Source organism: Rhodococcus phenolicus (genome assembly GCF_001646785.1).
Classification (GTDB): Bacteria; Actinomycetota; Actinomycetes; order Mycobacteriales; family Mycobacteriaceae; genus Rhodococcus; species Rhodococcus phenolicus.
Window position 1 is genome coordinate 12,090 of record NZ_LRRH01000231.1, and the last position, 22,953, is coordinate 35,042.

Annotated in this window: 22 protein-coding genes, 1 tRNA gene and 1 riboswitch; of the genes, 12 read left to right on the forward strand and 11 right to left on the reverse strand. The window is 67.1% G+C overall.

Going from position 1 to position 22,953, the window contains the following annotated elements; all coding sequences use genetic code 11:
* Positions 1-25 precede the first annotated feature (25 nt).
* From A8G15_RS29115 to metE, 5 genes are all read left to right on the forward strand, one after another.
* On the forward strand, positions 26-886 hold the full coding sequence (locus A8G15_RS29115) for a haloalkane dehalogenase (protein WP_068166671.1): 861 nt from the start codon (positions 26-28) through the stop codon (positions 884-886).
* A 312-nt stretch (positions 887-1,198) separates the two neighbouring features.
* Positions 1,199-1,936, forward strand: coding sequence for an ABC transporter ATP-binding protein (locus tag A8G15_RS29120; protein WP_425415141.1), 738 nt, complete (start codon positions 1,199-1,201; stop codon positions 1,934-1,936).
* On the forward strand, positions 1,929-2,141 hold the full coding sequence (locus tag A8G15_RS29125; RefSeq protein WP_068166674.1) for a hypothetical protein: 213 nt from the start codon (positions 1,929-1,931) through the stop codon (positions 2,139-2,141). Before A8G15_RS29120 ends, A8G15_RS29125 begins: the two co-directional genes overlap by 8 nt.
* On the forward strand, positions 2,138-2,698 hold the full coding sequence (locus A8G15_RS29130; RefSeq protein ID WP_082900245.1) for a DUF7676 family protein: 561 nt from the start codon (positions 2,138-2,140) through the stop codon (positions 2,696-2,698). The genes A8G15_RS29125 and A8G15_RS29130 overlap by 4 nt, the downstream gene beginning before the upstream one ends.
* A 104-nt stretch (positions 2,699-2,802) precedes the next feature.
* Positions 2,803-3,010, forward strand: a riboswitch (cobalamin riboswitch).
* Between the two features lie 153 nt (positions 3,011-3,163).
* Positions 3,164-5,443 (forward strand): 5-methyltetrahydropteroyltriglutamate--homocysteine S-methyltransferase, encoded by a 2,280-nt coding sequence (gene metE / locus A8G15_RS29135; protein WP_068166675.1) that lies wholly within the window; start codon positions 3,164-3,166, stop codon positions 5,441-5,443.
* 74 nt (positions 5,444-5,517) lie between these two features.
* Here the strand turns inward: metE and A8G15_RS29140 are convergent, their stop codons facing one another.
* From A8G15_RS29140 to A8G15_RS29150, 3 genes are read right to left on the reverse strand one after another with little or no spacing between them, the layout of a single operon-like run.
* The gene (locus A8G15_RS29140) at positions 5,518-6,432 is read right to left on the reverse strand and encodes an HpcH/HpaI aldolase/citrate lyase family protein (RefSeq protein WP_068166676.1); all 915 of its coding nucleotides are present in this window, start codon (positions 6,430-6,432) and stop codon (positions 5,518-5,520) included.
* Between the two features lie 17 nt (positions 6,433-6,449).
* On the reverse strand, positions 6,450-7,637 hold the full coding sequence (locus tag A8G15_RS29145) for a CaiB/BaiF CoA transferase family protein (protein ID WP_068166723.1): 1,188 nt from the start codon (positions 7,635-7,637) through the stop codon (positions 6,450-6,452).
* Positions 7,638-7,659: 22 nt separating this feature from the next.
* The gene (locus A8G15_RS29150) at positions 7,660-9,066 is read right to left on the reverse strand and encodes an LLM class flavin-dependent oxidoreductase (protein ID WP_211270276.1); all 1,407 of its coding nucleotides are present in this window, start codon (positions 9,064-9,066) and stop codon (positions 7,660-7,662) included.
* A 105-nt stretch (positions 9,067-9,171) separates the two neighbouring features.
* On the opposite strand from A8G15_RS29150, the gene A8G15_RS29155 reads away from it, so the two are divergent.
* Positions 9,172-9,882, forward strand: a complete 711-nt coding sequence (locus A8G15_RS29155) for a GntR family transcriptional regulator (protein ID WP_082900246.1) — start codon at positions 9,172-9,174, stop codon at positions 9,880-9,882.
* A gap of 10 nt (positions 9,883-9,892) precedes the next feature.
* Here A8G15_RS29155 and A8G15_RS29160 read toward each other — a convergent pair whose 3' ends face one another.
* Positions 9,893-10,408 (reverse strand): flavin reductase family protein, encoded by a 516-nt coding sequence (locus A8G15_RS29160; RefSeq protein WP_068166677.1) that lies wholly within the window; start codon positions 10,406-10,408, stop codon positions 9,893-9,895.
* 62 nt (positions 10,409-10,470) lie between these two features.
* On the opposite strand from A8G15_RS29160, the gene A8G15_RS29165 reads away from it, so the two are divergent.
* A complete protein-coding gene (locus A8G15_RS29165) occupies positions 10,471-11,430 on the forward strand; it encodes an HpcH/HpaI aldolase/citrate lyase family protein (protein WP_068166679.1) in 960 nt (319 codons plus the stop codon).
* Positions 11,431-11,547: 117 nt separating this feature from the next.
* Here A8G15_RS29165 and A8G15_RS29170 read toward each other — a convergent pair whose 3' ends face one another.
* The 3 genes from A8G15_RS29170 to prpD are packed head-to-tail and all read right to left on the reverse strand — an operon-like array spanning position 11,548 to position 15,141.
* Positions 11,548-12,672, reverse strand: coding sequence for a bifunctional 2-methylcitrate synthase/citrate synthase (locus tag A8G15_RS29170; protein ID WP_068166681.1), 1,125 nt, complete (start codon positions 12,670-12,672; stop codon positions 11,548-11,550).
* 26 nt (positions 12,673-12,698) lie between these two features.
* Positions 12,699-13,637: a methylisocitrate lyase gene (gene prpB, locus A8G15_RS29175; RefSeq protein ID WP_068166682.1), complete on the reverse strand. Its 939-nt coding sequence runs from the start codon at positions 13,635-13,637 to the stop codon at positions 12,699-12,701.
* A gap of 1 nt (position 13,638) precedes the next feature.
* The gene (prpD, locus tag A8G15_RS29180) at positions 13,639-15,141 is read right to left on the reverse strand and encodes a 2-methylcitrate dehydratase PrpD (protein ID WP_068166683.1); all 1,503 of its coding nucleotides are present in this window, start codon (positions 15,139-15,141) and stop codon (positions 13,639-13,641) included.
* A 145-nt stretch (positions 15,142-15,286) separates the two neighbouring features.
* Between prpD and A8G15_RS29185 the strand changes: the two genes are divergently transcribed.
* The 3 genes from A8G15_RS29185 (at position 15,287) to A8G15_RS31610 (ending at position 17,971) form a co-directional block, all read left to right on the forward strand.
* Positions 15,287-16,714, forward strand: a complete 1,428-nt coding sequence (locus A8G15_RS29185) for a short-chain fatty acyl-CoA regulator family protein (RefSeq protein ID WP_068166684.1) — start codon at positions 15,287-15,289, stop codon at positions 16,712-16,714.
* The gene (locus A8G15_RS30330; RefSeq protein ID WP_082900247.1) at positions 16,708-17,085 is read left to right on the forward strand and encodes a WhiB family transcriptional regulator; all 378 of its coding nucleotides are present in this window, start codon (positions 16,708-16,710) and stop codon (positions 17,083-17,085) included. The genes A8G15_RS29185 and A8G15_RS30330 overlap by 7 nt, the downstream gene beginning before the upstream one ends.
* Before the next feature lie 427 nt (positions 17,086-17,512).
* Entirely contained in the window at positions 17,513-17,971 is a 459-nt protein-coding gene (locus tag A8G15_RS31610) for a hypothetical protein (RefSeq protein ID WP_068166688.1), read from the forward strand.
* Positions 17,972-18,215: 244 nt separating this feature from the next.
* Here A8G15_RS31610 and A8G15_RS29200 read toward each other — a convergent pair.
* Both A8G15_RS29200 and A8G15_RS29205 read right to left on the reverse strand, forming a co-directional pair.
* Positions 18,216-18,289: transfer RNA gene (locus A8G15_RS29200), tRNA-Gly, on the reverse strand.
* Positions 18,290-18,397: 108 nt separating this feature from the next.
* The gene (locus A8G15_RS29205; protein ID WP_068166689.1) at positions 18,398-19,219 is read right to left on the reverse strand and encodes an oxygenase MpaB family protein; all 822 of its coding nucleotides are present in this window, start codon (positions 19,217-19,219) and stop codon (positions 18,398-18,400) included.
* A gap of 90 nt (positions 19,220-19,309) precedes the next feature.
* Here A8G15_RS29205 and A8G15_RS29210 point away from each other — a divergent pair, with 90 nt between their 5' ends.
* Complete coding sequence (locus A8G15_RS29210) at positions 19,310-19,927, forward strand: TetR/AcrR family transcriptional regulator (protein WP_068166692.1); 618 nt, start codon at positions 19,310-19,312, stop codon at positions 19,925-19,927.
* Here A8G15_RS29210 and A8G15_RS29215 read toward each other — a convergent pair.
* Positions 19,902-21,251 (reverse strand): MFS transporter, encoded by a 1,350-nt coding sequence (locus A8G15_RS29215; RefSeq protein WP_068166693.1) that lies wholly within the window; start codon positions 21,249-21,251, stop codon positions 19,902-19,904. The two genes, A8G15_RS29210 and A8G15_RS29215, sit on opposite strands and share 26 nt — an antisense overlap.
* A complete protein-coding gene (locus tag A8G15_RS29220) occupies positions 21,248-22,210 on the reverse strand; it encodes a zinc-binding dehydrogenase (protein WP_068166728.1) in 963 nt (320 codons plus the stop codon). Before A8G15_RS29220 ends, A8G15_RS29215 begins: the two co-directional genes overlap by 4 nt.
* A gap of 84 nt (positions 22,211-22,294) precedes the next feature.
* Here A8G15_RS29220 and dcd point away from each other — a divergent pair, with 84 nt between their 5' ends.
* Positions 22,295-22,885 (forward strand): dCTP deaminase, encoded by a 591-nt coding sequence (gene dcd / locus A8G15_RS29225; RefSeq protein ID WP_068166694.1) that lies wholly within the window; start codon positions 22,295-22,297, stop codon positions 22,883-22,885.
* Positions 22,886-22,953 lie beyond the last annotated feature (68 nt).

Here is a 22,953-nt window from a genome sequence, read left to right on the forward strand (position 1 = left end):
ATGGTCCGGAAGGGGAGGGCGCCAGATGATGATCGATTTCGTTCCCGACGAGACCCTGTATCCGTTCGAGTCGCGATGGTTCGACTCTTCTGCGGGTCGGGTTCACTACCTCGATGAGGGATTCGGACCGCCGATCCTGTTCTGCCACGGTTCACCGACGTGGAGTTTCCTCTACCGCCACATCGTGGAGGGTCTGCGTGACCGGTATCGGTGCATCGCAGTGGACCATCTGGGCTTCGGGCTGTCCGAACGGCCGGAGGATTTCGACTACAGGATCGCCGAGCACTCGACGGTGCTCGGCGAACTGATCGACCACCTGCAATTGGATGGCTTCGTGGTGATGGGGCATGACTGGGGCGGACCCATCGGACTGAGCGCGGCGACCGAACGGGCAGGAAGAGTCAGAGGGGTTGTGCTGGGCAACACGGTGTTCTGGCCGATCGAGCCGCTGGCCAATCGGGCGTTCAGCGCAATCATGAGCAGCGGTCCCATGCAAAGACGCATTCTCGGGAAGAACCTGCTGGTGGAGCGATTTCTGCTCGGCGAGCTGGGCGGCACGCTCACCGAGGCGGAGGCCGACCACTACCGCCAGGTGCAACCGACGGAGAGATCGCGACGAGGGCTTGCGGTCATGCCCAGGGAAATTCGCGCCGCCCGCCCGCTGTTGGACCGTCTCGCCCGGGACGTACCCGCTCTGCTGGGGCACAAGCCGGCCCTGGCGGTGTGGGGGATGCGGGACATCGTTTTTCGTCCGGGAACGTGTATCCCGCGGATACGTGCGGCATTTGCCGATCTCGACGTCGTCGAACTGCCCCGTGCCGGGCACTTCGTCCAGGAGTACGCGCCGGACGAGATCATCTCGGCCATCACCCGTCGGTTTCCATGAGAGGACGGACCGAGAGATCGAGGATGGTGGAGGGATGGTCACCTGTGCCGTATCGCGCCGGGTAGCAGACCGGTTGACGGTTCTAACCGGGCGGTAGTCACACCGAACTGCGCACTCGGATCACACTGATAGGGGACCGCTGGTGGTCGAGGTGCATCTCGATCCACCGGCTCCCGGGCCAGGTGGTCGACCTCCACGTAGGGCTGCGGTTCCGTCGTTGAGGGGATGAACTCGAGCTGATGCGCACCAGGGCGTACTTGGACGGGCCGAAACTCCTCGGTCCGAGGCCGTCGACCACTGCGCCGTGGGGACATCACGCAGATCGCCACCGGTCTCCACGCCGTCGCCCGGCGCGGAGAACTCGCTGCGCTCGTCGGACCGATCGGTGCCGGCAAGTCGACGCTGTTGCGCTTGTGCGGTCTGCAGCCGGCCCTGCGCGGGCGCGTCCTCATCGACGGCCAGGACATCGCGACGATCAAGCCTGCGGACCTCGCGACCCGCATCTCGGTGGTGCTCACCGAAAGTATCGATCCGGGCCTGCTCACGGTGCGTGAACTGGTCGCGCTCGGCCGGACTCCGCATTTGCCCGCGAGTGCCCGGCTTTCTCCCGAGGACAGGGCCGCAGTGGATTGGGCACTCGACGCTGTCGGTGCCTCGGAACTGGCATCGCGGCAGTTCGGTGAACTGTCCGACGGTCAGCGCCAACGCGGTCTCACCGCGCGTGCCCTCGCCCAGGATCCGTCCCTACTGGTGCTCGACGAACCCACCTCGTTCCTGGATGTGCCGTCGCGGGTCGAGTTCGTCGATGTCCTGGGGCGCCTGGCCCGGGAACAGAATTTGGCGGTGGTGATGTCCACGCACGAGCTCGAGCTCGCGTTGCGGGTGTCGGATCGGATGTGGCTGCTCGCCGCCGATCGGACACTGACGTGTGACAGTCCCTCGGCCCTGGCTGAATCCGGTCGTATCGGGGCGGCTTTCGATCGTGGGCGGATGAGGTTCGATCCCCGCACGGTGGTGTTCGATCTCGAGCCGGAGGATCGTCGTGTCTGACGCGGTCGAGGTGCTCGAGCGGATCGCCGGGTGGAGTCCGTACTTCCGCGTGGGTACCGGTCCCGTCGACGACGCGTGGCGTGCGACCTTCGAACTGCGCGACCCCGCAACCCGCGACGCGGTGGTGTCGGACATGGCCGAGAGGGCGTGCGGCGATTGCGTCTTTCCCGCTCTGCCGGGCGCATACTCGAAGGAGATTCTGTGACAGTCATTTTCGATCCCGAGGTCGCCGTCACCGAGGACGGCGGGCGGGAACAGTGTCGGCCGCTGCCCACCGACCAGGACAGCCTGCTGAGTCTGGTGCGAGTGTTGTTCGAGGACTATTGGAACGAGATGTGGTTCCGTCTGCTCATCGAAGGTTCGGCGCTCGAAGTGGCAGCGCCGAACGCACCGAGGAAGATCGGAATGTACGACGGGTACGTCACCGTCGACTTCGGACGGTGGCACTTCCACGTGTGCATCGGTGAACACACCGCGAGCGGACCGGGACTCGGCCGGATCCGCCGCTGCGCCCGGGCGGAGATGTACCGCCGGATCGGCAAGGACGACACCGCCGTCTCGTGGGGTCTGCGATTGTTCAACGACCGCGACGAGCAGGTGCTGACGGTCATGTTGCCCACCCCGTTCCTCACCAACACCCAAGAGTTGACCGACGAGCCGATCTGGGCACATCTCGAGGCGTGGGACCGAATCCGCGCGGATTTCCCGGGGCTGGCACCGGACCCTCGGGATCGCGCCGGTCAGGGTTTCCGGCACTCGTGAAATGCCGTTGCCGGTCGACAACGGGCGGTGTCCGCTACGTGATCGGCAGGGTTATATAGTCGACGCTGCGAGCGGTTCGCCGTGCCTGTCGTGAGGAGCCCCGAAGACAACGCACGCGCGTCGAAGCACCCTGCCGGGTGCGAGAGGGAACCCGGTGTGAATCCGGGACTGTCCCGCAGCGGTATGCAGGAACGAACGCCGTCATCAGCACTGGAGCCCAGCCGGTTCCGGGAAGCGACGGCCAGTAGGTTCCCGTCCGGACACGGATGTGGAGCGCCTGCGAGTCCGAAGACCTGCCGATCGTGTCGGACACGCCGTGTCCGACGGTATGCCACCTCGTGGAATGGGTGCGCGACCCGATCGGCGAACACTTCGAACCGGGTTCGAAGCAGGGGCTCGTATCGGTGATTCGTGCGCTCGTCGGGTGGTATGCCATCAGCGACGAACACCGGAGAACCATCCCTGATGTCTGTATCGACAGCACCTTTCACGGCCACCGTGCTCGGCTCGGCACGTATCGGCCCCAACCGCGAACTGAAGAAGGCGATCGAGGCCTACTGGTCCGGTCGCCTGGAGCGGCCGGGTCTCGAAGCGGTCGCCGCGCAACTGCGCGCGGACACGTGGTCCAGGCAACGCGCCGCGGGCCTCGACTCGATCCCGGTCGGCACGTTCTCCCTCTACGATCACGTGCTCGACACGGCATTCATGCTCGGTGCTGTACCGGAGCGAGTCGCCGTTATCCGCAACGACCTCGACCGCTACTTCGCGGCCGCCCGAGGTACCGCGACGGTCGCCCCGCTCGAGATGACCAAGTGGTTCGACACCAACTACCACTATCTGGTGCCCGAGATCGGGCCGGACACCGTGTTCCGGCTCGACGCCACCCGTCTGCTCGCGGAGCTCGCCCACGCCCGCACGCTGGGAGTGCCGGCACGCCCGGTGGTGCTCGGGCCGATCACATTCCTGAAACTGAGCAAGCCCGTCGACGGTCAGGGTTCGTTGCTCGATCGGCTCGACGAACTGGTCCCGCTGTACGCGTCCCTGCTCGGCCGGCTGCGCGACGCCGGAGCGTCCTGGGTGCAGATCGACGAACCGGCCCTGGTCACCGACCTCGACGACACCGCCCTCGATGCCGTGACCGCCGTGTACCAGCGGCTCGGTGAGGTCCGGCATCGCCCGGCGATTCTCGTCGCCTCTTACTTCGGGCATCTCGGCGAGGCCCTTCCTCGACTCGCACGCACAGCCGTCGACGGAATCGCGGTCGACCTGGTCAGTGGTTCTGCGGATTCGCTCACCGATGTTCCGGAACTGGCCGGCAAGCTGGTGGTTGCCGGCGTCGTCGACGGCCGCAACATCTGGCGGAACGACCTCGAGCAGTCCCTCACGACCCTCATCGGGCTGCGCGATGTGGCAGCAACAGTGGCGGTTTCGACGTCGTGCTCCCTGCTGCACGTGCCGTACACCGTCGCTGCCGAGACCCGGCTGGACAAATCGTTGCGCTGCTGGCTGGCATTCGGTGAAGAGAAGGAACGCGAAGTGGTCACACTCGCGACCGCACTGAGCGACGGGCGTGACGCCGTCTCCGACGCGTTGGCCTCCTCACGGACCGCCGCGGCGGTGCGCCGGAGCGACCCTCGTCTCCACAATGCCCAGGTCCGTGCGGATCTCGACGCGCTCGGCCCCGGCCGCTGCCGCACCACACCGGCGGCCGAGCGGCGTGGCGTCCAACAGGATCGTCTCGGGTTGCCCGCCCTGCCGACCACGACGATCGGCTCGTACCCGCAGACGTCCCGGATCCGAATCGCTCGCGCGGACCTGCGGGCCGGCCGCATCGAACAGGGCGAGTACGTCCACCGCATGCGCGCCGAGATCGACGACGTCATCGCCCTTCAGGAAGAGCTGGGCCTCGACGTCCTCGTGCACGGTGAGCCGGAACGCAACGACATGGTGCAGTACTTCGCCGAACAGCTCGATGGCTTCTTCGCCACCGACAACGGCTGGGTGCAGTCCTACGGAACCCGGTGCGTGCGACCGCCGATCCTGTACGGCGACGTCGCCCGCAACAGCCCGATGACCGTCGACTGGATCACGTACGCGCAGTCGCAGAGTGCCAAGCCGGTGAAGGGAATGCTCACCGGACCGGTGACGATCCTCGCCTGGTCGTTCGTGCGCGACGACCAACCGCTGGCCGACACCGCCGATCAGGTGGCTCTCGCCATCCGGCAGGAGACGATCGACCTCGAGACGGCAGGAGTCGGGATCATCCAGGTCGACGAGCCGGCGCTGCGTGAGCTGCTGCCGCTGCGCGCCGCGGACAAGGACGCGTACCTCGGCTGGTCGGTCGGCGCATTCCGGCTCGCGACATCGGGTGTCCGCGACGACACACAGATCCACACGCACCTGTGCTACTCGGAGTTCGGTGAAGTGATCGACGCGATCGCCCGGCTCGATGCCGACGTCACCTCCATCGAGGCGGCGCGCTCGCATATGGAGATCCTCACGGATCTGGACGGCGCCGGGTTCGAACTCGGGGTCGGCCCGGGTGTGTACGACATCCATTCACCGAGGGTTCCCGGTGTCGAGGAGATCGCCTCGTTGCTGCGCAAGGCGCTGGCCGCGGTGCCGGCAGAGCGCCTGTGGGTCAACCCGGACTGCGGACTCAAGACCCGCGGTCCGGCCGAGGTGAAGGAGTCGCTGGCGAACATGGTCGCTGCGACCAGGACCGTGCGCACCGAGATTCTGTGACGGACACGCGATGAACCCGGTGGCCCGGACCGGCCGATGCCGATCCGGGCCACCGGTGCCGTCGGTGACGATCCTCAGCGCCGCACTCGCTGCGCCTGCTCGAGGACCGCAAGGGCGAGCTTGACGTGCGCGGCATCGACCAGCTGGCCGTCGACGCTGGTCGCGCCGAGTCCCTGGGCTTCCGCTTCGCGATAGGCTTCGAGATTCCTTTTCGCACGGCTGATCTCGTCCTCGGTGGGCGAGTACACGTCGTTGGCGATCTCGATCTGGGACGGATGGATCGCCCATTTCCCGCTGAATCCCAGCGCCGCAGCACGCCGGGCCTCCCGTTCGTATCCGGCGGCGTCCTTGAAGTCGGGGTACGGCGCGTCGATCGCGAGCAGGCCGCCGATGCGGGCGGCGGTGAGCACCTTCATCCGTGCGTAGTGCCAGAAATCGCCGGGATATTCGTCGCGGGGCCGGAAGTTGGTGTCGACCCGTGCGCCCTGCGAGACGGACAGGTCGCCGGCCCCGAAGATCAGCGCGTCCAGCCGCGGGCTCGATGTGGCGATGTCCTCGGCGTGTGCGACACCGGCGACGTCCTCGATGAGTACCTCGAGGCGGATCCGTTTCGTCATTCCGAGGGTGTCCTCGACCTGGGTGAGCAGGGTGTCGACCCACCACACGTCGCGGGCCGCGGTCACCTTGGGCACGATGACGACGTCGAGGTTCTCGCGGGCGCCGGTGAGCACCTCGACGATGTCGCCGTACGCCCAGCGGGTGTCGATGCCGTTCATGCGCACGGCGCGGACGGTGTCGCCCCAGTCGTAGTCGTTGAGTGCGTGAACGGCCTTGCCTCGGGCCTGTTCCCGTTGTGCGGGGGCGACGGCGTCCTCGAGGTCGAGGAACACGAGGTCGGCGTTCGAAGCGGCGGCCTTGGCGAACATGTGCTCGTTGGACGCGGGTGTTGCCAGTTCCGAGCGTCGGACGGGGTGCGACGGCGAAGTCATGGATGGGCTCCTGTTCGTTACCGGACGATGTTGCGGTCGCGGAGATGGGAGATCTCGGCGTCGGTGAGGTCGAGGATCTCGGACAGCACTTCGCTGGTGTGCTGCCCGATCGGTGGTCCGAGGGTGTCGACGACCCCTTCCTCTCCTGAGAATCGAGGTACGGGTGCCTGCACGAGCAGGTCGCCGAGTTCGTCGTCGTCGACCCGCACGAACACCTTCCGCGCCTGCATCTGTTCGTCGGCGACGAGTTGCGCCACGTCGTAGACCGGTGCGGCGGCGATCTCCTCGGCTTCGAACACGGCCATCGCCTCGTCGAGGGTCCGGCGTGAAACCCATTCGGCTACTGCCTCGTCCACCTCGGCCGAGCGCTTCAGCCGACGTTGCGGATCGGTGAAGTCGGGGTCGTCGAGAAGGTCGGACCGCCCGATGGCCTTGAACACCCGCAGCGCGACGGTGGGAGCGCTGCCGGACATCGCGAGCCACCGGTCGTCGCTCGTGCGATAGGTGTTGCGGGGAGCCGAGATCTCCCAGCGGTTCCCGCTGCGGCGGGGGACAGCACCGGTCCGGTCGTAGGCGAGGAGCGACTGTTCGAGCAACCGGGCGAGCGGATCGACGAGGTTGATGTCGATGAGCTGCCCGCCGCCGTCGTGGACGTCGCGGTGGTACAGCGCCATCAGGACGGCGTATGCGGCGTTGAGTGATGCGATACCGTCGGCGAGCATGAACGACGGCAGGGTGGGCGGGCCGTCGGATTCACCGGTGGTGTGGGCAAATCCGCTCATGGCTTCGCCGAGCGTTCCGAATCCGGGACGGGTGGACTTCGGCCCCGCCAGTCCGAATCCGGTGATGTGCAGCATCACCAGACCGGGGTTGACCGCGCGCAGCGCCTCGTAGTCCAGGCCCCAGCGGGTGAGGGTGTGCGGTCGCGTGTTCGCCACCACGACATCGCATTCGGAGGCGAGGCGACGCACGAGATCCTGGCCGTCGGCGGTGCGCAGATCGACGGCGACGGATCGTTTGTTGCGGCCGATGCTCTTCCACATCAGCCCGACACCTCCGTCCTGCACGCCCCAGCCCCGGATCGGGTCGCCACCCTGCGGTTGCTCGATCTTGATGACGTCGGCACCGAACTCGCCGAGATAGGTTGCCGCGAGTGGACCGGCCGCCAGTGTGGCCATGTCCAGGACGCGGAGGCCGCGCAGCATCGTGCCGCGTGCCGACGCGCTCTCAGGCATGCTGGGCCACCTTCTCGCCGGTCGCGACCGGTGCGTCGTGGCCGGCGCCGAAGATGTTCTCGGGCCGTTCCAGGCCGAGATTCTCCCGCAGTGTGGTGCCGGTGTAGTTCTCCCGCACGAGTCCGCGGGAGCGGAGCTCGGGGACGACCAGGCGCACGAAGTCCTCGAAAGCGCCGGGGAAATGCGTTGCGGCGATGACGAATCCGTCGCACGAACGGGACCGGAACCACTGCTCCATCTGCTCGGCGATCTGCGGGCCGGTGCCTACGAAGCGGGGACCCTGGAGCAGGGTGGCGCGGTGGTTGGCGAGCACGCGCAGTGTCAGTTCCTGATCGCCGATGTGCCGCTTGACGCCCTGAACGAGGCCGCGGATGCCGGAAACCTGATCGATGAGTTCGTCGGTGACGACGTCGTCGAGGCTGTGTCCGGAGAAGTCGTAGTTGGTGACCTCCGACAGCAGCGTGAGCGACGCCTGCGGGTGGACGAGGTCGTGAAGGAAGATGTTCTCCTTCTCCCGTGCGATCTGCTCGGTCTCGCCGGGGATGACGTAGACCATCGGGAGGATGCGCACCGAATCGGCATCGCGACCGTGCTCACCGATCAGGGCCTTCTGGTCGGCGTAGTGCTCGGCCGCGACGGACTGGCTCGGGTCGCCGGTGAAGATGAGGTCCGCCCACTTGGCGGCGAACTGCCGGCCGCGACCGGATTGGCCGGCCTGGATGAGGACTGGCCGGCCCTGCGGGGTGCGGGGCACTGTGAGCGGCCCCTGCACATCGAAGAACTCGCCGTGGTGGTCGAGTGTGTGCACCTTGGCCGGGTCGGCGAAGATGCCGGAGGCACGGTCGGCCACGACGGCGCCGTCCTCCCACGAATCCCACAGCTTGGCGACGACTTCCACGAATTCCTCGGCGCGGTCGTAACGCTTGTCGTGTTCGAAGTGCTGGTCGACTCCGAAGTTCCGCGCTTCGGCGTCGTTGACGGAGGTGACGACGTTCCAGGCGGCGCGTCCGCCGCTGAGGTGGTCCAGGCTCGCGAAGGTGCGTGCCACGTGGAACGGCTGGTGGTACGTGGTCGAATAGGTCGCACCGAGACCGAGGTGGCTGGTGGCGGCTGCTGCGGCGCCGAGGATCGCGGTGAGGTCGAGCTTGACGGGCCGCGCGCCGTATCGGACGGCGTCGTCGACGGAGTTGCCGTAGATGCCGGGCATCGCGAGGCGGTCGTCGAAGAACATCAGGTCGAAGCGGCCTTCTTCGAGGACGCGCGCGATGCGCTGGTAGTAGGCCAGGTCCAGGTAGTCCTGCGCGGAATGCGGGTAGCGCCACGACCCCGAGTAGACCGAGACGTTGCTCGCCTGCATGAACGCCACAAGCGTCATCTGATCGGTTCGGTTGTCCGACATGGTGGGGATCCCCTCGCTTGATGAGCATATCTGTTGGTGACTGATATATTTAATCGGCGGTGATAGATTGTCAAGGCCGAGAGGGGCTGTTTCGAGAGGGGCGCGATGACCGACGTCGACAAGGGGCCGTGGACCGTCGGTGAGCCGCTCGAGGCGGTGCCCGAGAAGAAGACCGGCCGCGAGCGCGCTGCCGAGGTCCTGCGGCACCGCATCCTGTCGGGCGACCTGTCGCCCGGCGATCGCATCGACCTCGACGCGGTCGCGGCCGAGTTCGGGACCAGCCGCACCCCCGTGCGGGAAGCGTGTCTGACGCTGGCCCAGGAAGGGCTCGTACGGGTCGCGCAGCGCAGCGGTGTCACGGTCATCGGCGTCTCGCCGGACACGATCGTCGAGAACTTCGCGCTGATGGCGGCGCTGTCGGGGGTCGCCGCGCAGTGGGCGGCGGGGAAGATCGACGAGCGGCAATTGCTCCGCGTGCGCGAACTGCACCGGGAGATCCGGGTGGCCGCAGCGGCGGGCGACGACATCGCCACCCTGAACTGGCTCTTCCATCGCGAGATCAACAAGTCGTGCGGATCGCTGCGCCTGCAATCGATGCTCGGCGACGCCGGCCGCATGATTCCCCAGCGCTATTTCGAGCTGTTCCCCGAGCGTGTCCCGTGCAGCCTCGACGAGCACGACGCGCTGATCGGTGCGCTCGCACGGGGTGACGGAGCCGAAGCACGGCGGATCACCGAGCAGCACTTCGCAGGCGCGTCCCAGATGCTCAGCACCTACATCGCGCAGGCCGCCCGCAACAGCGCTGCCACGGGGTGACCTCCCGGCTTCAGCCCAGTTTCGACCGGTCGTCCAGGCCGTGCCAGGTCCGGTCGTGATACACGAGCGGCGTCCGTGCGGGCTCGCCGTCGACGCCGGGACCTGCGGCTTCGAGTGCCTGTGCGATGAGCACGCACGAGGTTCCGGCCCGTACCCGCTGGGCGACGCGTGCCCGGATCCGGACGCGCGCCTGGGGGAAGTACGCCTCGCCTGTGGGTAGCCGGCGCCACAACGCCGTGTCGGCGAAGCGGTCGATGCCACTGCTCGCCCCCAGTTTCGCCAGGTGGCGCTCGTCGGCCCCGAGCAGGTGAATCACCACCGTGTCGGCGCAGCGCAGTGTCGGCGCACTCGATGAGGCATCGGAGACGGAGAACATCAGCATCGGCGGGTCGACGCTCACCGACGACACCGAGGTGGCCGTCAGTGCGACCGGCCCGGTCCCCGCATCGGCCGTGATGAGCGCGACTCCGGCGGGGTGCAAACGGAATGCGGCGGTGAAGCGGCCGGGGGTTGCAGTCGTGAACACATCCGTATTTTAATCACAAACAGATACATCAGTACAGCGCAGGTATACGAAAGGGTCTCCCTATGAGCACCAGAACGATCCGCCCACGGCGCAGCACCCTCGCGGTGCCCGGATCCAACCCGAAGATGATCGACAAGGCCCGCTCGCTCGACGTCGACGCCGTGTTCCTCGATCTCGAGGACGCATGTGCCCCGAACGCGAAGGCGGAAGGCCGCAAGATCATCGTCGAATCCCTCCGTGAGGGCGGGTTCGACGGCAAGATCCGCACGGTCCGCGTCAACGACTGGACCACGCCGTGGACCTACCGTGACGTCGTCGACGTGGTCGAGGGGGCCGGCGACGCGCTCGACTGCATCATGCTCCCGAAAGTCCAGGACGCAGCACAGGTTCGGGCCCTCGACATGCTGCTCACGCAGATCGAGAAGTCCACCGGACTCGACGTCGGTCGCATCGGCATCGAAGCGCAGATCGAAACCGCGGCAGGGCTGATCGCGTTGAACGAGATCGCCCAGGCCAGCGACCGCATCGAGACCCTGATCTTCGGACCTGCGGACTTCATGGCCTCGATCCAGATGAAATCGCTCGTCGTCGGCGAACAACCGCCCGGATACGACGTCGGCGACGCCTACCACCACATCCTCATGACGATCCTCATGGCCGCGCGCGCCCACGGACTGCAGGCCATCGACGGCCCCTACCTGCAGATCCGGGACGTCGACGCGTTCCGCCGGTCCGCGCAACGCACCGCCGCGCTCGGCTTCGACGGTAAGTGGGTGCTGCATCCGACGCAGGTAGAGGTGATCAACGAGGTATTCAGCCCCGGGCAGGCGGATTTCGACCACGCCGAGAACATCCTCGACGCATACGAATGGTGCACCTCCGAGGCAGGCGGATCCCGGGGTGCGGCGATGCTCGGCGACGAGATGATCGACGAGGCGTCCCGCAAGATGGCACTCGTCATCTCCGGAAAGGGACGCGCCGCGGGCATGACCAGAACGTCGGGGTGGCAACCGCCGGAGTGACGCGATCGACCGATCCGTCGCGACCAGCACCGGATTCGCCGGAGCGGGCCGAAGGGGGACGCGCCCCGGGGTACGAGCGGTGAACGACGCTGCCCCCGGGGCGCTGCTCGGTGGGCGTCAGGCCACGACGGACCGTTGCGGGACGCCGGTGTATTCGCTGAGCGGGCGGATCAGGGCGTTGGATGCGCCCTGCTCGATGATGTGCGCCGTCCACCCGGTGATCCGGCTCATGACGAAGATCGGGGTGAACACTTCGATGTCGAAGCCCATCAGGTAATAGGCCGGCCCGGTGGGGAAGTCGAGGTTCGGCTCGATTCCGGTGGCATCACCCATGGTCTTCTCGAGGATGTCGTACATCCGCACCCACTTTTCGTCACCGGTGTGGGCGGCGACGTCGAGGAAGGCCTTCTTCATCGTCGGCACCCGGGAGTCGCCGTTCTTGTACACCCGGTGACCGAATCCCATCACCTTCTCCTTGCGGGAAAGTTTGCCGCGCATCCACTCCTCCGCGCATTCGGGTTCGCCGATCTCGAGCATGTCGTGCATCACGGCCTCGTTCGCGCCGCCGTGCAGGGGACCCTTGAGGGTGCCGATCGCGGCGGTGACGGCGCTGTAGATGTCCGAGAGGGTGGAGGTGACGACCCGAGCGGCGAACGTGGATGCATTGAAACTGTGCTCCGCATACAGGATCAGCGAGACCTCGAACGCCTTCACGATCTGCGCATCCGGCACCTTCCCGAAGCACATGTTCAGGAAGTTCTCGGCGAACCCGAGCGAGTGGTGCGGAGCGATCGGGTCCTGGCCGTGACGCCGGCGATGGTCGGCCGCGACGATCGTCGGCAGCACGGCCATCATGCGAAGTGCCTTCTCGTGGTTGGCCTTCGGATCATTGTCCCATTCCTGCGGATCCTCGGCGCCGAGGTAGCTGATCGCGGTGCGCACCACGTCCATCGGATGGCAGTTCTCGGGCATCTTCGCCACCAGCGCCAGCAGGGACCGGTCGGCACGCCGGTTCGCGCGCTCGCGCTGACAGAACAGTTCGAGCTGCGCAACGGTGGGTAGTTCGCCGTTCCACAGCAGGTAGGCGACCTGTTCGAAACTGCAGTGTTCGGCGAGATCCTGGACCGCGTAACCGCGGTAGGTCAGCGAATTCGTCTCGGGCACCACCTTCGAGATTGCGGTGGTGTCGACGACGACGCCGGCCAGGCCCTTGTAGATGGTGGGGACAGCGGTTTCGGTCATCCCCGAACGGTAGTGAGACTGTGTCATCACTGGCTCCTCGAGAGGGTGAAGTTGAAGACTCCGGAGTCGAACTCGTTGTAGCGCTCGTATTCGAGCAATTCGTACAGCCGTGACCGCGTCTGCATCTCGCCGAGGAGGGTCTCCTGGGTGCCTTCCTCGTGGATCACCCGCAGGCCGCGCTCGATCGCGCCCATCGCCAACCGCAGGGTCGTGACCGGGTAGATCACCGCGTTGTAGCCGATGCTCTCGAGCGCCTGTGCCGGGATGAGCTGGGACTTGCCGAACTCGGTCATGTTCGCCAGCAGTGGGATATCCACCGCCGCACGGAACTTCTCGAAATCGGCACGGGTGTGCAGCGCCTCGGTGAAGATCAGGTCGGCTCCGGCGTCCGCGTAGGCCTTCGCCCGTTCGATCGCTGCATCGATGCCGCCATTGCCGGAGGCGGTCGTGTCACAGATGCCGGCCGCATCGGTGCGGGCACAGATCACGAAGTTCGGATCCCGCCGTGCGGAGACCGCGGCGCGCAGTCGGCGAACCATTTCGTCGGTCGGAACGATGGACTTGCCGTCGAGGTGTCCGCAGCGCTTGGGATTGACCTGGTCCTCGAGGTGCAGGCCGGCGAGACCGGCGTCCTCGAAGACCGTCACGGTGCGGGCCGCCGACATCGGCTCACCGAATCCGGTGTCCGCGTCCACCAGCACGGGAAGGTCCGTGGAACGAGCGATCTGGGCGCTGTGTGCGGCGACCTCGGTGAGTGTGGTCAGGCCGATGTCCGGCAGACCGAGAGCGGCCGAGAACGCGCCGCCCGAGACGTACACGCCTTCGAACCCGATCTCCTGGATGAGCTTGGCGGTCAGCGGATTGATGGCGCCCGGGAGCCGAGTGATCTTTCCCGAGGCCAGCGACGCACGGAATGCACTGCGCTTGTCGGCCGCGGAGGTCGTGGCGGAAATGAGACCGGACATCTCAGAACAGTCCCTTCGGCGACTTCGGTGCGCGGGCGAGAATCTCGTCGGACACGGTGAACGTGAGCTGGTTCAGCTCCCCGGCCGCCAGTTCGGGAGTGCGCTGAGCGGCGTCGAGGAAACGGTCCTGCTCGGCCGGTGCGACGACACCCTCGGCGAGGGTGCGGAACTTGACGATGTACTGGTCGCGGGCGAACGGCCGTGCACCCAGCGGATGCGCGTCGGCGATCGCGAGTTCGTCGACGATCACCTCACCGCTCTTCAACGTGACCTCGGCGCGGGCGCCGAAGGCCTTCTCGTCCGGGTCGGTGGAGTGGTAGCGGCGGGTCCACTCCGGATCCTCGGCGGTGGAGATCTTGCGCCACAGCTCGATCGTGTCCGGCCGCTGTGCCCGTTCGGGTGCGTAGGAACGCTCGTGGTGCCAGGTTCCGTCCTGCAGCGCGACGGCGAAGATGTACATCACCGAGTGGTCGAGGGTTTCGCGGCTGGCCTGCGGGTCGAACTTCTGCGGATCGTTCGATCCTGTGCCGATGACGACGTGCGTGTGGTGGCTGGTGTGCAGCACGATCGACGCGATCTGATCCAGGTCGCCGATGCGCTCGCGCATCCGGCGGGCAAGGTCGATCGGTGCCTGGCTCTGGTACTCGGCCGAATGCTCCTTGGTGTAGGTGTCGAGGATGGCCCGTTTGGCCTCACCCGGACCGGGCAGCGGCACATGGTATTCGGCGTTCGGTCCGCCGAGCAGCCACGCGATGACACCGTCCTCGCCTTCCCAGATCGGCGACGGCGCGCTCTCGCCGCGCAATGCCCGGTCGACGGCCTCGACGGCCATCTTCCCGGCGAAGGCCGGTGCGTACGCCTTCCAGCTCGAGATCTCGCCCTTGCGGGACTGGCGGGTCGCGGTCGTGGTGTGCAGTGCCTGTCCGATCGCCTGGTAGACGGTGCCGGTGTCGAGGCCGAGGAGCGTGCCGATGCCGGCTGCGGCGGAGGGCCCGAGGTGGGCGACATGGTCGATCTTGTGTTCGTGCAGGCAGATCGCACGCACCAAATCGACCTGGATCTCGTAACCGGTGGCCAGGCCGCGGATCAGCTCCGCACCGCTGCGGCCGGTGTGCTGGGCGACAGCAAGGATCGACGGGATGTTGTCGCCGGGGTGCGAGTACTCCGCCGCGAGGAACGTGTCGTGGAAGTCGAGCTCGCGTACCGCGACCCCGTTCGCCCATGCTGCCCACTCGGGCGAGAATGTACCGCCGACGCCGAACACCGTGGAGCCGGGGGAGTAGGGATGGGCCAGTGCCTGAGCGCGAGCGTTGGAGACCGGACGCCGGGTGACCGACGCTGCGGCGACAGCCGCGTTGTCGATGATCCGGTTGACGATCATCTCCTCGGTGTCCTTCGGCACCTCGACCGCATCGGTGGCGACCTCGGCGATCTTCCACGCGAGATGTTCGTGCTCGGGGAAATCTTCGGTGGAGCGATGAGTGCGGACGAGATGGGTTTTCACGGCGAACCTCCAACTGACAACTGGGTTGCTTAGCAGGTTATGCAGGCCATGTGAACTGGGAAATGCCTTGCAGATGAGGATTTCTGCGGATCCGATCCGGTGAATCTGCAAATATTGCGAAAGTCGGAATTGCTAGATTCAGCGCATGCAGAAGATGTACGCCGGCGGGCGGCTTCGCCGCTTGCGCGAGGAACAGGGACTGACCCAGGTTGCCCTGGCGCAGACCCTCGGGCTATCCACCAGCTACGTCAACCAGCTCGAACACGACCAACGCCCGCTGACCGTTCCGGTCCTGCTGCGCCTCAACGCGGCGTTCGATCTCGATATGGGGTTCTTCGCGGTCGACACCGATGCCCGCTTGCTCGCCGACCTGCAGGACGTGTTCGCGGACAACACGGACAGCGCAGATGTCACAGCCGCCGAGATCGACGAGTTCGTGACGCGGTTTCCCGCCGCGGCCAGGACTCTGGTCGGCATGCACCGACGGCTGCGCGGAGCCACCGCACAAGTCGAGCGGCTGTCTCCGGCCCACGAGAACAGCATGGCCGGTGCTGCCACCTCGATGCCGTACGAGGACGTGCGCGATTTCTTCTACGACCGGCGCAATCACATCCGTGAACTCGACGACGCCGCAGAGCAGCTGTTCGTGTCCCGAAACCTCACGCTCGGGGGCCTCGATCTGCAGCTCGCACGCCTGCTCCGCGACGAACATGACATCACTGTGCGGATCCGCACCGACGAACCGGATGCGCCCGGTCCCAAACGCACCTACGATCCGGCCACCGGCACCATCAGTCTCGCTCGTCGACTCACCCACGGGCAGCGTGCCTTTCAGCTCGCCACCCAATTGGCGTTTCTCACCCAGAAGCACACCATCGACGCACTCGTCGACGCCGCAAGCGATCTGCCGCCGCAGTCACGGTCGCTGGCCAGTATCGGCCTGGCGAACTATTTCGCCGGAGCGCTGGTCCTGCCTTACACTCCGTTTCTCCGAGCGGCCGAAGCGTTGAGCTACGACATCGACCTTCTGAGCGCGAAATTCGAGGTCGGCTTCGAAACCGTCTGCCATCGCCTCTCCACGCTGCAACGGCCTGGCCGGAGGGGAGTGCCGTTCTTCTTCGTCCGTACCGACAAGGCCGGCAACATATCGAAACGGCAGTCCGCCACGGCATTCCACTTCTCGAGAGTCGGAGGAAGCTGTCCCCTGTGGGTCGTGCACGACACGTTCGCCACGCCGGGGCGCATCCGAACACAGATCGCGCAGATGCCCGACGGACGTAGCTATCTGTGGATCGCCCGCACCACCGACGAACCGCCGATCGGCGGGTTTCGATCGCAACCGCGCGGGTTCGCCGTCGGGCTCGGCTGCGACCTCGCCCATGCCCACAAGCTCGTCTACGCCCGCGGCCTGGATCTCGAGGATCCGGGTACCGCTGTCCCCATCGGTGCGGGATGCCGTGTCTGTGACCGCGCCGATTGTGCCCAGCGCGCCTTTCCCCAGATCGGCAGACCGCTTGCCGCGGACGAGAACCGTGCCTCGGCGATCCCCTACGTTCCGGACCGGCCATGCTGACCGCATCACGTGGCGCCGCCTCACTCTCGAACGAGACCATGCCTCTCGAACATCGAATTGCTCACCACCAGGACTCGCAATGGTGGAATTACGCAGCCTGCCTGTTCTACGGTCCGGCCCTGTTCTTCGGCCCCGACAACGAATCCAGAGGGGAGCGGCAGCGCCGCGAACGCGAAGCCAAACGCATCTGCGCAACCTGTATCGTCCATGACCGCTGCAAGCAGTTCGCGCTCACCACCCGGCAGCAGCACGGAGTGTGGGGCGGAACCTCGGAATGCGAACGGGCTGAATCTCGTCAGCCGGTCGGCATCCAACCCGAGGCGCAGCCGAGAAGCTGCAAACTCGGAGGAGAAAGGGAAAATGGCAGGTGAAGGGTTCTCACCGACACCGCATGACATTTCCTCGGAGTGGCGGCTGGCGACTATTGGCTGGGTGATAACCGCGCCAACTCCTCGCAGACCGCGCTTACAACAACTTCACCAACAAGTACTTCGCGCTGCCGGTCTGGAAGCTCGGGTACACCACGATCTACGACCGGCACCCGCACCAACGTGGCATGCATCCCGGACCCGAAGGCGCACACACCTTCTGGATCGACGGGCTGCTCTACTCGGACAGCCTCCCGGACGGCCTGTACGACCTCGACCCGATCGAGACCGACATGTCCGAGGACGAACGCGCCCGCGTCGAGCGCCGTCACCAGGCGCGCCAGGCGTATGCGTTCGTCCCGCACGATGCCCGTCACCCCGACGGGGCTCGGCGTTATCGCGGGCCGGCCGCCGCACCCGCACGGGTGCGGTGTCCGAACAACCCGAGGTCGATGCGGGCACCGCAGAACGTGCCCACAACCTCTTCACGCGCGGAACGGACTGCGGGTGCGGGCGCACCGTCACTCTGTACGACTCGGACTACCCGGATATGCGGATGCCGTTCCAGCACGGCACCCTCGCGTGGGAGGTGTCGTATCACCGCAGGATCGGGATCGAGAGTGTGTTCGACGATGTGAAGCAAAACCGGCTGCATGTGCATCGTGGGTACTTCCGCGGTTTCGGGATCGGTCGGTACACGGTGCTCGTCGGCTTCGCACTTGCTGCGCTGAACGTGCTCGAGTTGCACGACTGGCTCTGCAAGCGTGCGCGTCTCGATCCGTGGGGTCGCTTCCTCGGTGAGCCGGAGCCGGAGCGCGCAATCGGTAGGGGTCATCTCGCAACGCGGTGCAGTGAAGAGTATTCGGTGAGTGTCCGATCCGGCAGATAGCGTCCCCGCCCCGACAACGAGATCCACGGGTTTCGTGGCTCGACTTCGACCACAGTGCGGAATCACCGGTCCGCAGCCGCCGGGAGAGCACGACTCGGCTCGATCGGTATGGGAATTGCGCCGCGATCAAGCCGACGATCTGCCGAATCTGACCTGCTCGGCGGAGTTGCGATGGAAATCGGGGCCCGATTGCGTCCGCAGATTCAATAGTGAACGCAACGGGCCCTGATGGGTGAACACCCTGTGGAGCCGATGACGGGAATCGAACCCGCGTATTCAGCTTGGGAAGCTGATGTTCTACCATTGAACTACATCGGCACGCTGGGCTTTTACCGATTTTCACCGGCTCGTCCCTGGCTCGTCGCACACTGTATCAGACTCTTCGCGACCTCTGTCACTTCGGCTGCGGCGTGTGCTGTCGGGGTCTCAGACGAGGGCGCGTCCGGTCCGGATCCGCCACCGCATGTCCGTGAGGAGCAGGCGGTAGGGGGCTTCGCGGACGGGTACGGGGACGTGTTTGTTGACCTTGCCGATGGTTCGCAGGATCCGGTCGAAGCGGCGTTGGTCGCGTGGGCTCCACGCCAGCCGCATCTGGTCGCGGAACAGTGGCGGCAGGAAGCCGGCGGTGAAGAACAGGTTGATCCGGCCGAACAGCAGTGCTGTCGGCCCGGGCATGAATTCGAGTTTCGTGATGGACAGCAGATGTTCGCGGATGCGGTCGTCGATGTGGACCTTCTTCAGGCTCTCGACCCAGTATTCCTCGAACGCTTCGCGATCGGCGGGCCACATGTCCGGCTCGACCTGCAGTGTGGTGCCGAACCTGGCGCCGTTCCGGTAGAAGTAGTCGATGTATTCGTCGGGGATGGGCCCGTACAGCGCGCGGTGCACGTCCTCGAATCCGCGGTAGATGCACGACGCGACCCACAGTTGCAGTTCCGGGTCGAATGCGTTGTATTCGACCGGGCTGTCCTCGGTGGAGCGGACTTGCCGATGCGAGCGGTTCACGGCCTGGCGGAAGAGTTTTCGTTCGTCGTCGGTGCCGCGCGCGGCGACGGCGAGGTACCCGAGGGTCGTGCGGGTACGTTTGAACGGGTGGTCGAAGAGGCGTCCGGATTCGACGCGGCTCTCGAACACGCCGTAGCCGACGCCGGGCCATGACAGCTGCATGATGATGTTCGCGGCTCCGGCGACGAGTCCGAGGCCGTCCATCGTGTCGTCGAGTCCCGCGGGTTTCTCCGTCGTCGTCATGCGTCGCCCCTCCGTCCGGCCGAGTATCTGTGCACGAATGTACGCAGATATATGACGCTCGTAAAGCATCGGTGCTGACAAGATGGCCGCATGGCAACAGGACGGCTCTACGGGGGACGCGCGGGCGAGGAACGTCAGGCGGATCGTCGCGCCCAGCTCATCGAGGCGGGCCTCGACCTGCTCGGCGCCCCCGACGGGGAACCCACACTGTCGGTGCGCGGAGTGTGCAAACGTTCCGGCCTGGCCTCGCGGTACTTCTACGAGAGTTTCGCCGACCGTGACGCGTTGACCGGTGCGGTGTACGACCACGTCGTGCAGCAGATCGCGCAGAGCACCCTCGCGGCCGTTGCCGCCGCGCCCCGCGACGAACGCGGCATCGTGCACGCGGCGGTCGCCAACATCGTCCGCGAGATCGCCGAGGATCCGCGCCTGGGTCGCGTGCTGTTCTCGGTCAGCCAGGCCGATCCGCAGCTCGCGCGGCGCCGGCTCGAATCCGCGCGCATGTTCGCCGGGCTCGTGACCATGCAGGCCGAGGACTTCTACCAGGCGAAGCTCAGTCCCGCCCTCGATCTCGCGGCGCACTTCGTCGTCGGCGGTCTGGCGCAGGCCCTCACGTCGTGGCTCGACGGCACGGTTCCACTCGAGGAGGACGAGGTCGTCGAGGCCTGCACCGACCTGCTGCTCACCGCATCGACGACGATGCGGTGATCCGGGCGGCGGCCGCGTACGCCCCGGCCGCGACGACCGCCGCACCCGCGAACATCGCCGCGAATCCCCATGCCGCCGCGGCGGACGCTGCGAAGAGCGTGCCCCCGGCGCAGAGCCAGACCGATTGTGCCACAGCGTCGTTCACCTGCATCGCGGCCGAGTTCGCACCGGTCTGTTCCGGCGGCGAGTAGTCGAGCAACAGCACCGACGCCGACGAGAACACGATCCCGATGCCGAGGCTCGCCACCGACCAGCCGATCAGCGGGACCGCAGGCCACACCTCCGGCCGGAGCACGGTCGCCGACGCGCCGATCCCCACCGCGACCGCCGCCGTGCCCCACCGCACGCGGAGCACCGCGTCGGACAACACCGGCACATGCGCCGCGATCCACGACCCGGCGAACCACGCGAGCGCCGACACGGTCAGGAACATCCCGGCGTGCGCGGGCGTGAACCCGTGGAACTGCACCAGAGCCAACGGCACGTACACCTCGGCGCCGAAGAACGCCGCGCCCGTCAGCGACCGTGCCGACAGCACCGCGGGCAGCCCCGCCGCGAAACGCCACGTGCCCGCCGGCACCAGGCGCGGCACCGACCGGAACACCGCCGCGACCGCGACGGCCGCCGCCAGCGGCCACCCCGCGATCTCCTGTCGACCGGCGACCCCGACGACGAGCACCGCCACCGCCGCGACGCCCGCCCACCACAACGACGGCGCGGTCCGCCCCGGGGTGTCCGGCGGCCGGGCCTGTCGCACCGCGGGGATCAGTGCGACCGCCGCGACCGTCGCGGGGAGCGGCGCGACCGCGAACACCCATCGCCACCCGGCCGCGTCGGCCAGCCCACCGGCGACAGGCGGTCCGATCAGTGCCGGAAGCACCCAGCCGCTGGTGAGAACGGTGAACACCCGCGCCCGCAGTTCCTCGGGGTAGGCGACGGCAACCAGGACGTACAGCGCGACGCCGGCCAGACCGGACCCGAATCCCTGCACGGCGCGGCCCGCGAGGAACACGGGCATGCCCGGGGCGAGCGCAGCGCAGATCAGTCCGGCCGCGAACACCGCCACCCCGACGTACAGGGCAGCTCCGGGACCTGCCCGGTCGATCCACACCCCGGCGAGACAGATGGCGAACACCGACACCGCGATCGGTGCGGCGAACGCCAGCGGGTACGAGGAGAGCGCGTCGAACTCGCGGCCGACGACGGGCATCACCGTCGCGATCGCGAACGATTCGAACGCGAACAGCACCGACAGGAGGAACAGCCCGGCCGTGGTGGCACGGAACCGCGGCGACCACAGCAGGGGAGCGCCGACGACCGTCATCGCGCGACCTCGAGCACCACCTTGCCGACGGCCGCCCCCGACTCCAGCGCGCGGTGCGCGCCGGCCGCCTCGGCGAGGGAGAACCGCCCGCCGACGACCGGCCGCCACGACCCGTCCGCGACGAGTGCGAGTGCCTCGGTCTCCAGGGACCGCAACCCACCGGGTCGCGCGGTCAGCCGAGGTCCGAGGACCGTGACGGCCGATTTGGCGTCGGATTCGTAGGTGTTCGGTTCGCCCGAGGACCAGCCGAACACGAGCTGGACGCCGCCGGGAGCCAACGCGGCGAACGCGGCGCGCCCGACCGCGCCGCCGACACCGTCGAACACCACGGTGGGCCTGGTCGCCGCGATCTGTTCCCGCCAGCGCGGGTCGTGCCGGTCGACGACGACGTCGGCACCCAGTTCGCGGACCAGCGCCACCTTGCCGGCGCCGCCGGCCACACCGATCACGAAGGCACCGGCCCGCCTGCCCGCCTGGACGAGCAGGGTGCCGATGCCCCCGGCCGCGGACGTCACCAGCGCCGTGTCGGCTGCGGTGAGCGGATGCCGGTCGAGGATGCCCAGCGTCGTGCGGCCGGTGCCGATCGCCGCGACCGCCGCCTCGAGCGGCACCCGGTCCGGGACGAGGTGCAGCGAGGCCGCCGCGGCGACGGCCAGTTCGGCGTACCCGCCGCTCGCCGTGCCCAGATGCGCGACCACCCGCGCGCCGAGAAGGGCGGTGCCGACGCCGTCTCCGAGCAGGTCCACGACCCCCGCGACCTCTCGTCCGGGCGTCATCGGCAGGCTCGGCACGGGCATGGCCCCGTTGTCGCGACCGGCGCGGATCGTGGTGTCGACGAGATGCACCCCGATCGCGGACACCCGGATGCGAACCTGTCCCGGTCCCGGCACCGGATCGGCGGTTTCCTCGAGGACCAATGTGTCGGCGGAGCCGAACTCGCGCTGGACGATTGCGTGCACGACCGTCTCCGTTCGTCGGGTGTGATCCCAGCGAACAACCTCCAGCCGACTCGAGGTCAAGTGGTGCATTGTTAACCTCTATCCGTGCTGCTCTCCGATCGCGACATCCGCGCCCAGCTCGCCTCCGGCCATCTGGGCATCGACCCCTTCGACCCGGAGATGGTGCAACCGTCGAGTGTGGACGTCCGCCTCGACAGCCTGTTCCGAGTTTTCAACAACACCCGCTACACGCACATCGACCCCGCTCAGCGGCAGGACGAACTGACCTCTCTCGTGCAGGTCCCGGACGGTGAATCGTTCGTGCTGCACCCCGGCGAGTTCGTGCTCGGCTCGACGATGGAACGCTGCACCCTGCCCGACGATCTCGCCGGCCGGCTCGAGGGCAAGTCGTCGCTCGGTCGCCTCGGTCTGCTCACCCACTCGACCGCCGGGTTCATCGATCCCGGTTTCGACGGGCACATCACGCTGGAACTGTCGAACGTCGCGAACCTGCCGATCACGCTGTGGCCGGGTATGAAGATCGGCCAGTTGTGCCTGTTCCGCCTGACCAGTCCTGCCGAGCATCCGTACGGCAGCGCGAAGGTCGGGTCCAAGTACCAGGGGCAGCGCGGACCGACCCCGTCGAAGGCATACCTGAACTTCGTGCACGAGCACCCGGACGCGCGTCCGAGCTGACCGTTCCCCGAATCGGGTAGCCCACTACTCGCGCCCGGCGGCGCGGTGTGCTCGACGATGAGATCACA

Bases quoted from the DNA above. Each gene is read 5' to 3' on its own strand.
- A8G15_RS29170 (WP_068166681.1), bottom strand. From the start codon at position 12,672: ATGACCGAAACCGCTGTCCCCACCATCTACAAGGGCCTGGCCGGCGTC.
- A8G15_RS29155 (WP_082900246.1), top strand. From the start codon at position 9,172: ATGACCGACGTCGACAAGGGGCCGTGGACCGTCGGTGAGCCGCTCGAG.
- A8G15_RS29115 (WP_068166671.1), top strand. From the start codon at position 26: ATGATGATCGATTTCGTTCCCGACGAGACCCTGTATCCGTTCGAGTCG.
- prpB (WP_068166682.1), bottom strand. From the start codon at position 13,637: ATGTCCGGTCTCATTTCCGCCACGACCTCCGCGGCCGACAAGCGCAGT.
- A8G15_RS29185 (WP_068166684.1), top strand. From the start codon at position 15,287: ATGCAGAAGATGTACGCCGGCGGGCGGCTTCGCCGCTTGCGCGAGGAA.
- A8G15_RS29215 (WP_068166693.1), bottom strand. From the start codon at position 21,251: ATGACGGTCGTCGGCGCTCCCCTGCTGTGGTCGCCGCGGTTCCGTGCC.
- A8G15_RS29205 (WP_068166689.1), bottom strand. From the start codon at position 19,219: ATGACGACGACGGAGAAACCCGCGGGACTCGACGACACGATGGACGGC.
- A8G15_RS29140 (WP_068166676.1), bottom strand. From the start codon at position 6,432: ATGACTTCGCCGTCGCACCCCGTCCGACGCTCGGAACTGGCAACACCC.
- metE (WP_068166675.1), top strand. From the start codon at position 3,164: ATGTCTGTATCGACAGCACCTTTCACGGCCACCGTGCTCGGCTCGGCA.
- A8G15_RS29210 (WP_068166692.1), top strand. From the start codon at position 19,310: ATGGCAACAGGACGGCTCTACGGGGGACGCGCGGGCGAGGAACGTCAG.
- A8G15_RS29150 (WP_211270276.1), bottom strand. From the start codon at position 9,066: ATGTCGGACAACCGAACCGATCAGATGACGCTTGTGGCGTTCATGCAG.
- A8G15_RS29145 (WP_068166723.1), bottom strand. From the start codon at position 7,637: ATGCTGCGCGGCCTCCGCGTCCTGGACATGGCCACACTGGCGGCCGGT.
- A8G15_RS29165 (WP_068166679.1), top strand. From the start codon at position 10,471: ATGAGCACCAGAACGATCCGCCCACGGCGCAGCACCCTCGCGGTGCCC.
- A8G15_RS30330 (WP_082900247.1), top strand. From the start codon at position 16,708: ATGCTGACCGCATCACGTGGCGCCGCCTCACTCTCGAACGAGACCATG.